Genomic DNA, 12962 nt, shown 5'->3' with positions numbered 1-12962 from the left:
CTTCACAAAGCAAATGCATCCCTATCAATAGCTGATCCCATTGTGTTAGGATTAATATGAATAGCAGAATGATGTTTATTATGAAACGCAGTAACCTCTGCTAGGGGACCATCAGGTGTTTGCAGCATATGGTGTAATTCAACGGGAATATTATCAGCGTCAAGAGGTGCTCTCCCTGTTTTCATCCTCTCAATATTTGTTCCCCATACTTTTTTCCCATTTTTTCTCCAAGAAACAACTTGATAAGGATCAAACAAATCATCTCTCTGATAGACTTTGTTTGTCTGGCCAAATTTGCTATCGGTAAATTTAATGGGTTTCTTTTTTAACCAAAGCTTTTTTTCTTTAGCAGCTTCTTTGGTTAGTTCTTTTTTCGCTGCAAGTTTTTCAAGATCTCCCTGAGCTACAAGTTCTGCAAGATTTTTCTTGGAAGCGAATTAAGAAATCGCAAATAATACCACTACTAGGAATATCTGCTGCATATCCCTTATAAACGTTACGTATTTCCTCACCCCATGTCATTTCCCCCATAATTTTTTCCAAAAACGCTTGTAAAAAGGGATAGGTTGTGGAATGGGAGGGATCTCAGGTTTTTCAATTGGTTGATCACCATCAAGTATCTCATCTCCCACGTGCTCTTTAATTCTTTTGCAAAGGAATTCATAAAAATTACTCGCGTAATATTCGCACTCTTCAGATGGAAGCATGACATAAAGTGGGCATTCACCATCCCGAAACTGCGTATAATCAAAGTAAAAAGTTTCACCAAAATCTGTTCTGCTAACGACAAGCTGTTCTGGTGTAGCAAAACCATCTTTTCTATCGAGTAAGTTCCGGTAAACAATATCACCAGCAGGAATACCTTCCCCACCGTCTCCATAAATGCTAAAAATTTCCTCATAACCAATTTCTCCTCCTCCATATTTTTTTAAAAAAACTTTGTAAGATGATGTGAATTGTAAGCCGAGAGTTTTCTCCGCCTTTTCAATCTGTAGATCATCCGTTTCATTCTCTTCATCATCTTCACTACCAAAAGTGATAATATCAGCATCATATTTATTTACTTTATCAATTAATACTGCAACATCAGCTAAGGTATGGGTTTTCATCAATTATTCTCCATGAATTATTCTATAAGTAATTATTCTATAAGTCCCTTTTTTCTCTTTTCATTAACCGTAGAGCATTACTGCTGATTCTCCTGTCCCCATCTGTTAAAATCTAGACCTATGATACCCCATCTCATATCGATTATTCCTCCTAAATGACTGTTTTTTTGTTCTCTATAATCTTCACGGTGCTTTTTCCCAAATTCCTCTCTCTGCTTATCAAACTTTTTTCTATCTATAAGCGATTGATGTGTTTTGGGATTATTATGAATCACGGAAGTATATTTTTTATGAAATTCATAGCTCATTGCTGCTAAGGGGCCATCAGGGGTTTGATTTAGGTGATGCAATTCAACAGGTCTGCCCTCATGTCCTATAGGTGCTCTTCCTGTTTCTATTCTATCAAGATTAGTGCCCCACACGTCTTTTTTGTTTACTCTCCATTTGACTCTTTTGTTAGGATCAAACAAATCGTCTCTCCAATAGACTGTGTATGTCTGACCAGATTTGCTATCGGTAAATTTAATAGGTTTCTTTTTTAACCAATGTTTTTTTTCTTTAGCAGCTTCTTTGATCAGTTCTTTCTTCGCCGCAAGTTTTTCAAGATCTCCCTGAGCTGCAAGTTCTGTTAAATTTTTCTTGGAAGCGAATTAAGAAATCGTAAATAATACCACTACTCGGAATATCTGCTGCATATCCCTTATAAACGTTACGTATTTCCTCCCCCCATGTCATTTCCCCCATAACTTTTTCCAAAAACGCTTGTAAAAAGGGATAGGTTGTGGAGTGGGAGGGATCTCAGGTTTTTCAATCGGTTGATCACCTTCAGGTATCTCAGCTCCCACGCTTTCTATAATTCTTTTACAAAGGAATTCATAAAAATTACTCGCGTAATATTCGCACTCTTCAGATGGAAGCATGACATAGAGTGGGCATTCATCATCCCGAAACTGTGTATAATCAAAATAAAATGTCTCACCAAAATCTGTTCTGTTAACTACAAGCTGTTCTGGTGTCGAAAAACCATGTTTTCTATCGAGTACGTTTTGGTAAACAATATCACCAGCAGGAATGCCTACACAATCTCCATAAATGCTAAAAATCTCATCACCACCAATTTCTCCTCCTCCATATTTCTTTAAAAAAACTTTGTAAGACGATGTAAATTTCAAACCCAAAGCTTTCTCCGCTTTTTCAATCTGTAGATCATCTGTTTCATTCTCTTCATCATCTTCACTACCCAAATTAATAATATTATCATCATACTTATTCACTTTATCAATTAATACTGCAACATCATCTAAGGTGTAGGTTTTCATCAATTATTCTCCATCAATTATTCTATAAGTCCCTTTTTTCTCTTTTCATTAACCGTAGGGCATTACTGCTGATGCTCCTGTCCCCATCTGTTAAAATCTAGACCTATAATACCCCATCTCATATCAATTATTCCTCCTAAATTACTGTTTTTTTGTTCTCCATACTCATTACCACGTTTAGCCCAATATTCCTCTCTTTGCTTCTTAAATTTTTCTCTCTCTATAAGCGATTGATGTGTTTTTGGATTATCATGAATCACAGAAGTATATTTTTTATGAAACTCATGGCTCATCTCTGCTAAGGGACCCTCAGGGGTTTGATTTAGGTGATGCAACTCAACAGACCAGCCATCTAACCCTATAGGTGCTTTTCCTGCTTTCATTCTTTCAACATTGGTGCCCCATACCGTTTGTTTGTTTTCTTTCCAATTAGACATTCTGTCAGGATCAAATAAATCGTCTCTCTGATAGACTTTGTTTGTCTGGCCAAATTTGCTATCGGTAAATTTAATGGGTTTCTTTTTTAACCAAAGCTTTTTTTCTTTAGCAGCTTCTTTGGTTAGTTCTTTCTTCGCCGCAAGTTTTTCAAGATCTCCCTGAGCGGCAAGTTCTGCAAGATTTTTCTTGGAAGCGAATTGGGCAAAATCTTTCCTCGCCATGAATTTGATCAGAGTTTTTTCGGTAAGCTTTACACCTCCCTTAGCTGCTCCAGCAATTCCTGTCATTAGGGATGCTATATCCGTCAATAATTTTCCGAGTTCAACACCCGCTTTAAAGGATCCACCAGCACCGGCTCGCTCATATTCCTCCGCCATTTTATTAATGCGATCTACATAGGATTGCCCAATGGTCCGCCCAATTGTCGCCCAAATTTCACCACTGTTCAACAAGTCGTTAAGCGCTTTCAAAGTCTCTTTGGGATGTCTGGCTATTTGCCACAAACCATCAACCGTATCGTATAATTCAGCCGGTACACCAGCTACCATACCAGCCAAAAGGCTTAAATCTTGCCCTGTACTAATCGCAGACCATTTCGCAGATACTTCTGCTTGACATAAAAGGTCAGGACACTCCTTTAATTCTTTATCCATTTGGGCACGTTGAGCACTGCTGAGGTAGTTATTTTCTGCGGCATTACCTGCAGCATCGGCGCCGGTATTAACATCACCACCAGCAAGAGCAGCTGCAAAGCCCCCGGCAATGCGCGCTACATCAATGGTGTGCTCTCTAAAGTCTGCAAATTGTGCATCAATCTTGGCCGTGATGCGGGCTTGTTCTTCCGGCGTTGGAGTGCGACCATTAAGATCCCCCATTTCCTCTTTGATAATGTTTTGCATCCACAGTTTAAACTGGAGCATTGCGGCGGCTTCGCCTACACCCCCCCCCACAGCGCCAGCTGTACAATCACCACTCGCTGTCGCTCCGACAATACAGCCAAGACCGGCATGGGCTACGATCTGCGTCACCGTGTCTATTTTGCCCTCTGCCTTAGCGGTACCAATTTCTTCCGCTAATGTTTTTCCAAGAGTTCCTGAGAGGGCCGTACGAAGATTGTTAAAAAAGTTCTTATCTAGAGAACCGCCTTCAAGAGCCGTTTGAACGCCCGTGCCAATGGCAGCTTTGATCAGGTTCTTTTCTGCCTCACGGGTAATACGATCAACCAAAGGGGCGGTTTTGGATAAGGATTGACCAACACCGGCCATCTCTGTGAATTGGCTGGTTAAACCTGCTGTTAACATTGAGGAGACAATGCCTAAAACATTCTTCGATGAGCCTAGCTCATGAAGTGCGTCGGCAATGTTGCCGCGATTATTCACAAGAGCCACAGCACTTTTGTTGATCAGCGCCTGTATACCTGCTTGTATCGCTGCATTCATGGCAGTGCTGGAGCCAACACCCAATGCACCAGCAATAGCACTCGCTGCACTGGAAGCCGTTCCAGCGGTAACAGCTGTCACAATCAAGGTGACAAAAGCTGCCCCTACTTCTGTGAGACCTTGCTTTTTATAATCCCAGTCTTTAAATTCAGCCTTAACAGCCTGCCAATCCACTTGCTTGGCTAATTCTGGATCATCACGCAATTGCTTGATCCATGACAATTCTGGAGAACGGGCTAATTGCTCAAGAGATTTGTCTAAATCACCGGTTTGTTCATATTCAACAACAAAGCCATCACCTGCATCAAGCTTCATGCCCCCACCAGCTTCTATGGTGACATGCTTGATGGTCTCCTGCAAATAGCCTTTGTCGCCCTCACTCCACCACACAAGGTTTTCATTGCGCTGATAAACATCCTTAAAATCCTGATCCTTATTGGTCAGAAACTTGATCTTCCCCTTATCTGCCGCCAAATGCGTCTGACCACCACTTTTCAAGCCTACGGCATCAAGCGTGAGGTCTCCATTTTGCGCATGCATGGAGAGGTTGCCATCCGTTTCTATCGTGGTTTTATTGGTGGTAACTTCGGTTGATTGTTGACGAAACTTATTCTTTTGCTTTGATTCATCGCCTTCTTTCCCCCTAAGATCCAAATCAGAATTACTAAAGTCTTGTTCTGAAACCACATTGAGAGCGCCACCACTGGTGAAATCTGCATCGCCCTTGACTTTAAATTTTCCCGCAAGATTAAGCTCACCCCCTGTAACAATGGTTAGATTGTCACCACTGTTGACTTCGGCCAACTGGTTATGAGAGCTTTGAGCGTCATAATGCCCTTTTTCTAAGCTTTGTTTATTCTCACTCTCTAGCACCAATGAACCAATGCTCGCAGAACCACCAGCAGTCACCGTCGTCGAACCGCCACTGTTCCATTGCCCACCGTTCATGCTTAAATCGCCAAGGGAGAGAATATTCAAATTCTGTAGAGAAATAATTTGAGACTGCTGCCCCTTGCGATCAACAAAACCAAATTCATTCGTGTCACGGATTTTGGCTGTTCCATCAACGATTGTCTGAGCAGTGAGGGTGATGATATCCCCCAGAATAATCCCTGACGAGTTGACAAAAAGCCCTTGGCTGCTCAGATCAACAGTACCACTGCCAAGCAAAAAGCCACCATCATTCAACAAGGTTTGTGTTGTTGATACGTTGAGTGAACCATTACTCACGATGGAGCCGCTATTGGCAAAACGGTCCGTCTCTATAGTGACGCCATTGCCTTTTAAATGCGCACTGGCAAGATTTGCTTGCTGTGTTTTTTCCCCATAAACATCTTGTACGAGGGAAGAATTTGGTGCCAAATAAACATGGGGCACCAAGACTTCTTGTCCGTTTACAACATGCCTCTCAAGCCAGATCATATCTTTTTTGATCTCGGCAATTTGCTTTTGTGTTAATGGTTTGCCTAGCTCTAACCCTAAGGGATCTTGCTGTGCGATAGCATTGTCATAAAGCCTTTGCATTTGAGCATTGGGATCATCCACATCTATGAGACTGCCATCCCCTGTGAGTTCAAAGATTTGCTCACTTATCAGACGATATTCATAATAAGCATCACCCAACCTTTTAAACACATGCTCAGGCTTATAATTGCCAACTCTTTTGAGGAAATAATCTGAGCCCAAAAATTTGCTGGAATTGATAAAATCTGGACGCGTTTCGACTAAGAACGGTACATCAGGTGTTTGAGTCTGAGTAAGCTCTGTCTTTACAGAGCTAAGCCCATCTTGCTTTGGTACTTGTATGGATTCTGGTTCTGGTGTTTGGATACTTGGTGCAAAAAGTGCTTTGTGCCCCGTCAAACCATTGATAATCTCGTCTAATCGATCATCACTGATCAGTGGCTTTGAGCCGTCAAAATCGGTGCTTTGAACACCAGCCAAGCCTTTACCGCCAGAGCTTAAGCCAACTTGCTCCACCCCTTCACGCACCGCATGATTATCAATATAGCCCGTCAGCTTGGCATCAAGCGTTCCCCCCGCTTCAATCGTGCCATAAACAGCATCATAGGTGCGTGTGGTTGTTACAGGAGTGCCAACATAATCCCATGTGTCTGTATCTCCTATTTGGACAACCCCTGCACCCAAAATATCACCAGATGTAGTTTCGATATGTGTTGTCGTCTCAATCTTGGTTGTTTCGGTTAAATCACGTCCTTCATTAAGCAGCGTATCGCCCCGCATCTCAATGTTGCCATTGGCAGAAATCAAGCTATAGCTATTGCGAATATCCCCGGCATTCACTGTCAGATGACGCCCTACTAAAATCTGTGCAGCATTACCCTTAAAATGTGCCTGCTGCTGACTAACCGTTGTTGTAACTCTGGTAGTTGTGGTAGTTGTATCAACAAAAATGATCCCATCTTTTTCGGTATGTGATGTTTCATGGACATTGCGCTTAACCACTTTATCGCTCACCTCAACCCCACCTTCACGCATGTTGGTGAGTGCTGAGACATCAAAACGCATATCGCCTGAAACAGCTTCTAAAAGACCCGAACTGTTGATCACATGACCAGCCCGCTCTCCCTTTAAGCCATGGATGATGAGATTGTCTTCGGCAATGACATCGCCAAACTGATTGATAAAATCCCCGTCTAAGGAGAGTATGGCAGATTTCTTGGCATAAATCAGCCCGCTATTGCTCATATCCCCGCTCACATTAAGCGCAACCGCATTACCTCCAGAACCAAGGACACCTGCATTGTTCAACGCATCTGTCGTCAAAACAAAAGCGCCACCACTTTTGAGAACCCCACCTTCAGCATTTAAAACCAAAGCCGTTTGCCCCAATAGTGGATCATGATTTGCTGCTACAAGTGTAAAAGCCCCTTGAGATAAAAATTGACCTGAATTTGTCAAAAAACCAAGCTTTGCATCAACAACACCACCCACCATGATGCCTTGATTGCTTACAAGACCAGAGCTGTTTAAGTTAAGCATCCCCCCTTGTGCTTCCACAAGCCCTGCATGGGTGAGCATGCCTGCACTCAATGCTACATCATAGGCGCCAACCTCACTTGTCTCGCCCATTGTCAAGGTGCCATCACTGGAAAGCTCTATCCGCTTTTTAGAAACAATGCGCCCTGTTTGATTGAGATTTGTTTGCGCATGCAAAGCAATGGTATCATTGCTTTCTATCGTGCCGCTATTGCTTAAATCACCACGGCTCGTGAGTTGAAGCTCACCACGCTCAATCTCTATGTATCCTGCTTGGATCACACTATCAGCAACAATATTAACGGCCCCTTGCGTAGAGATGAGACCATCAACATTCTCAAAACTGCCCACATCAATGTGCAAACCATCCCGCGCTAAAACATGTGCACCTTCATCATGTCCAGCGTTTTGTTGGACTGAATTTGTTGTTGCAGCGCCTTTATTGACAAAAGACGTGGCTGCAATGCTCATCTCACCAGCAAGAGCACTGAGAAGACCAGCCTCATTTTTTACATGACCAGCCCGTGTCTCTTTCAACCCATGAATGGTGAGAGCCTCTTCAGCAATTATTCTGCCCTGTATGTTGGTTAAATCACCATCACTGGATACGTCCATAGATTTTTTGGCGTAAATCAGCCCGCTATTGCTCAGATCACCGCTCACATTGAGGGCAAGATTTTCATCACTAGAGCCAAGCGCCCCCAAATTGTGCAGTTTCCCTGCGGACAAAACAAAGCTACCCCCACTTTGGATAACCGCACCAGACACATTCTCAAGAAAAGCTTGTTGACGATCTGCTCCCCCTTGTGTGCTGATCGTCAGGTGTAAATCATTGCTGGCAATCAACATCCCTTGATTTGTCAAAGCACCAGCATAAGCACTGACGCTCTCACCGCGCATCATGCCATGATTGATAACTCCATCACGCACTTGGAAAGCGAGTTCTCCATCTTGTGCTTCCACAGTCCCTGCTTGGGTTAAAGCATCAGCACTTAAAACCACATCATGAGCCAAAAGTGTACTGTCCGTGCTCGTTGTAAGCAGGCCACCCGCCGTCAAGGCAACCTGCTGCATACTGACAATATCACCCTTGTGGGTAAGGGCCCCATGTGCTTGAAGCGTCACCTCTCCATTGGACGAGACACTGCCTTCTTGGATAAGATCACCACTTTGCGCATAAAGATCCACTTTTTGCTCTGCTGCTAAACGAGCCCGTGAAGTAAGCGCTGCTGCTTGCGCCAAAAGAAAACCGCCAGCACTATAATGACCAGCTCCTATGTTAAGCGCATCATCGGATTTCAGAACAACATTCCCCCCAGCACCAATATGGTTATTTAAAGCCGTGATTTGATTGGTTTTTATGGTCAAATCGCCAAGGGAAGAGATCCCAACCTGATCATTATCTTGCAAGCGATCCAGATCAATAGCCGCAGCATTGATCTGTAAAAGCGCACCAGCCGCGATTCGTCCACGCCCCGCCTCAACTTTTGTCGCTTGTAAGTGCAAAGAACCTGTCGCTGACTGTTGACCATCATTGCCAATGCCATTGGCCAACAGAGCATCAGAGCCAAGCTTAATCACATCGGCACGCACATCAACATTGCCGCTCGCTGCAACCCGTGCATGTTCTGCTAACTCAACAGCGTGACGCGCTTTAAGCTCAACAGAATCTTCTGAAAACAATAAGTCTTTTACATGCACGCTCTCGTGGTGAGAATGCGCATGCACCGCACCTTTAGCACGGGCTTTAGCAAGCACCAGCTTCCCATCACTCGTCAATCTCATGGCGCCTGCATTGGCGACCATGTCTCCTCGCATTTTAACGCCAGCCCCTTTATCGTTGGCAAGTACGCGGATCTGCCCCGCATACATCCCACCAAATTCGCTGGAATCTATTGCCAATTCCGGCTCTTTGCCATCTGAGCCAAGAGACGTTGCTTCCCGTTTACTATAATCAAAATGATTACGCCCCGCGATAACAGCCAAATCCCCTTTGACTTGTATGGGCCCTGCAACGCTAATCTTGCGCGAAACCAGATCAAAAATATCTAACATGCGTCCATCAGCGCCTTTCGCGCCAATGGTGATATCCCCACCCTCAACACGCAAGCCACTCAAAGCCCCATTGGCGCCAATAATCGGCTGCCCCGTCGATAAAGTCACCCGCGGTGTATTGATAAAGCCACAGCCTTGACAGGTAATGCCATTGGGATTAGCAATAATAACATCCGCCGCTGCCCCATGAACTTCGCTCACACCTGCAAGACGCGAACGATTGGCACTTACCACTTCGTTGAGAATAACCTTTGCCGCACCAGTGCCCCGTAAATTGCCATTGCCAAGCACCAAACCGCCAAGCTGTGAACGTGAAACCTCCTTGGTCGAATTGTTTAAAATCACACCACGGCTATCAACATTAAAACTGTCATATTTATTGTGAGAAAGACCCTGCCCATTGGGGCGCGCTATATCAACAAGCGGTACGCCATTGCTGGCTTCTCCTATCGTAGGGCGGAAAAGTGAGCCAACCCCCTCTGCCGCTTTAATCCCTTGAGTCTCTTGGGCTGGTGATCTTTGTGCACCAATTGCTTGCGCTTGTACGAACAAAGGTTGAAAAGCTAAACTAAAACTTAAAACGAGAGAAATACCCTTATGAGCCCCTCGCTGCAAAACACCAAGAGCATGCTGCCCTAGCGCATACCCATATCCTAATTTATGCTTTTGTTTCTGAAATCCCCGCATCTTACTCTCCTCAAAAAGCCTCTATCTCTTTGTAAAAAAACACCCCAATGGGTATAAATAGTTAGGCGATCTTTTCGACCGCCCTTTGCTCTAAAATCTCAATAATGTCCGCACTTGAAACAGCCCTGTCGCATTCCCCTGTTCTCTGGGTGTTGATTGGGTCAAAATATTTGAATACGACAGATCCATATCCAAAATCTCTCCACTTGCATGAAAACCCAGAGTTGCACCAACGAGGCTACCGCCAAAACTATTTCTAAGAGGGGCATGAGCTGCCATCCCTAAATCAAGCGCTATATACGGTGTAAATTGCCCTATAAATTTACGCCCCCTCTCGGAAGAAAAACCTGGCAACAGTAGCGACAATTCATTGCGCCAAAACACCCCATTATTGCCGTAATAAACCGCCTCACGCACGCCGCGCACAGAAGAATTCCCTCCAAGTGATAGTTGTTCTGAACTAAACAACGTATCAGGGGACAATTGACCTGAAAGCAACGTGTTATAACGAAAATTATACTGTTTGAGTGAAAAGGCACGCCCATAGCTTAAAGAAAAAGACAACTTTGAAAATTGCCCTTTGGGGGCATTTCTTGTCGAAGTTTCTTGCTCTTTATCATCATAAGCGCCCAAAATCGCCAAACCCTTATGAAACCCTATATGAGCGCTTAATTCTCCCCCCATCCATTTGCGTGAATGATCAAGCTCTAATATTGCAATAGCTAGTTTACGGCTGGAAACATCAACCTTGCTGCCCATAATAAAATTATCGGAATATTTCCATGTCAATCGTCCTGTAACCCATGTCTTTCCCTCTTGATCACGGTCAATAACCCGTGAAATCCATGGCGTAAACGATAAAGATTTACCGGCAGTATTAATATCAGAAAATATTCCCTTAATACTCGAATGATATTGACTCCAACTGCTATCAAGACCTACCGTCCAATAACCATAGGGAATGGAAAAGGAACCCGTTATCGTATCACTATTGGGAGGCTTGCCTGAAAAATGATACGGGCCACCATTCATGGAGCGCTGATAACTAAACGACCATTGATCATTGATCCCTAATAAATCATCAAAAGAAAGGCTAACACGCGTTTGGTAAAGCCCTGTTGCTTTAGCACCAAGATTATCACTGGAAACTGTAAGGAGCCACGGCTTCTTCTTATCAATATGAATATCAAGAATAGAACCACCTGGTGCCTCCCCGGCACCAAGATTGATCGTTGCATGACGAGAAAAAAGCCGATTAATTTGATCAAGTCCTTGTTCTATCGAGCGAAGATGAGCTGGATGACCAACTAAATTTGGAAAAGCCGTAATGATTTCCCCTTGATATTGCCTTGCAACTTTATGACCCTCTAGAGTGATATCCTCTATTTGTCCTTCAACAACAATAATTTTAAGACGACCACCCCTTAAGTCTTGCTCAGGCAAATAAGCCCGCACCGCAATATAGCCGCGCTTCATATAAAGCTTGGTTACTGCTTTAAGCACTTTGTTGATCTCACCAATACCAAGACAGCGGCCCTCCCAAGAGGAAATGGTGTTATGAAGGTCGCCGCGAGAAATCAATTGAGCACCAACAAATTCAATGTTTTTAATCAGCAAACAGTTTTTTTGTGTTGAATCACTTGGAAATAATGGGGGGGCATCATCATCCTGTAATGAAATCTCATGCGTTTCGTTCCTGCGATGTAATTGTTGAAAATGCTGGTCTTGCGTTTGTTGACGTTGAATCCTTTCGGATTGATCAATCGCTTGATCACGAATGCTTTCTGCAAAACTTGACCATGAAAAAAAACTCAAAAATGCTGCAAAAGTAAAAGCTAAAAAAAAACTACGCATTCATTGTGCCCTCAAAATGAGAAACAAAATGAAACACATCATCAGCATCACAGAAAAAATCACCAACCGTGTAACAATTTTTTAATTTTTTGATGAGAATAATGCTTCTAAAATCTAATAGAAAAGCATAGACTACCCTGTATAAACCCGCTTTATTGGTTGTACAAACCATATCACTCCCCCCGCCTCTGAAGAGCGTATAATTGCACGGTTAAATGACAATCATACATTCTATATGCTTCTTAATTTTAAAGTGCTGCATGTAATATAATTTTGAGATGCAAGTAAAGGCTCTTATTCACAAAATATATTTAATTTATCGAAACTGTTACATATTAGAGACAACAAGAAACACTCCATTATTATCGCTTGATAAGAAACCCAAAAAATACGACCTAAAATGATATCTTTTATTACATTTAGAAGATTATCGTACTCGCTATGCTGATAACCTCTCTAAAGAATTACCTCGTATCCCTTGTGTAAAGAGTGCTGATGATTTTTGAAAATTTGTTACAGCAGGGCGTGAATTGGGGCATTTGCACGTAAATTATGAAACTGTAGAACCTTATCCAGTGACCTTTAAAAAAGGCAATCTTAAACAGACTGATATCTCTAATCCTAAAGAATTCTATTATGTAACTGAAATGAAATTCGCTGGAAATAGTAAAATAAAGGATAAGTCTACTGTTATTTACAATCATCATATTACAATAATAGATATCCCTCTTGAAGCTTATAACTATATCGTAAATGGTAGATCCGCTCTTGAATGGGTTATGGGGCGTCAATGTGTTAAGACCGATAAAAAGAGTGGTATTGTTAATGATGCTAATCGCTATGCTGTTGAAACCGTTGGCAACCCTGCTTATCCATTGGAATTATTCCAAAGGGTTATTACAGTAAGTTTAGAGACAATGAAAATCGTGAAAAAACTACCAAAATTAGAAATGAGAGAAACTGAATAGCTTATAAGACCTTATAACTCATAAGGGGTATAGAGCCTTTAATCATAATCTATACCTCTCTTGTAAATTGCTTACATACAATCTAAAAGGAGT

Annotated in this window: 6 protein-coding genes and 1 pseudogene; 1 reads left to right on the top strand and 6 read right to left on the bottom strand. The window is 42.7% G+C overall.

Going from position 1 to position 12962, the window contains the following annotated elements; translation table 11 throughout:
* Nucleotides 1–2: 2 nt before the first annotated feature.
* The 6 genes from D1092_RS02680 to D1092_RS02655 all read right to left on the bottom strand — a co-directional run bounded on the left by D1092_RS02680 (nt 3) and on the right by D1092_RS02655 (nt 11901).
* Nucleotides 3–257 (bottom strand): HNH/ENDO VII family nuclease, encoded by a 255-nt coding sequence (locus tag D1092_RS02680; protein WP_241440205.1) that lies wholly within the window; start codon nt 255–257, stop codon nt 3–5.
* A gap of 261 nt (nt 258–518) precedes the next feature.
* The gene (locus D1092_RS02675; protein WP_120122071.1) at nt 519–1109 is read right to left on the bottom strand and encodes an SMI1/KNR4 family protein; all 591 of its coding nucleotides are present in this window, start codon (nt 1107–1109) and stop codon (nt 519–521) included.
* Between the two features lie 77 nt (nt 1110–1186).
* Nucleotides 1187–1579 carry an HNH/ENDO VII family nuclease gene (locus tag D1092_RS02670; RefSeq protein WP_241440204.1) on the bottom strand — a complete coding sequence of 131 codons (393 nt, stop codon included), beginning with the start codon at nt 1577–1579 and terminating at the stop codon, nt 1187–1189.
* A gap of 261 nt (nt 1580–1840) precedes the next feature.
* A complete protein-coding gene (locus D1092_RS02665) occupies nt 1841–2428 on the bottom strand; it encodes an SMI1/KNR4 family protein (protein WP_120122069.1) in 588 nt (195 codons plus the stop codon).
* 62 nt (nt 2429–2490) lie between these two features.
* Complete coding sequence (locus tag D1092_RS02660; RefSeq protein WP_120122068.1) at nt 2491–10047, bottom strand: two-partner secretion domain-containing protein; 7557 nt, start codon at nt 10045–10047, stop codon at nt 2491–2493.
* 90 nt (nt 10048–10137) lie between these two features.
* Nucleotides 10138–11901, bottom strand: coding sequence for a ShlB/FhaC/HecB family hemolysin secretion/activation protein (locus tag D1092_RS02655; RefSeq protein WP_120122067.1), 1764 nt, complete (start codon nt 11899–11901; stop codon nt 10138–10140).
* Nucleotides 11902–12305: 404 nt separating this feature from the next.
* Between D1092_RS02655 and D1092_RS02645 the strand changes: the two are divergent.
* Nucleotides 12306–12869 (top strand): annotated as a pseudogene (locus D1092_RS02645) (type ISP restriction/modification enzyme); the annotation flags it as partial.
* Between the last annotated feature and the right edge of the window lie 93 nt (nt 12870–12962).

The sequence above is a fragment of the Bartonella krasnovii genome (assembly GCF_003606345.3).
Lineage (GTDB): Bacteria > Pseudomonadota > Alphaproteobacteria > Rhizobiales > Rhizobiaceae > Bartonella > Bartonella krasnovii.
The sequence above is the reverse complement of the archived record's forward strand: the minus strand, read 5'-3'. Positions and strand labels throughout refer to the sequence as shown.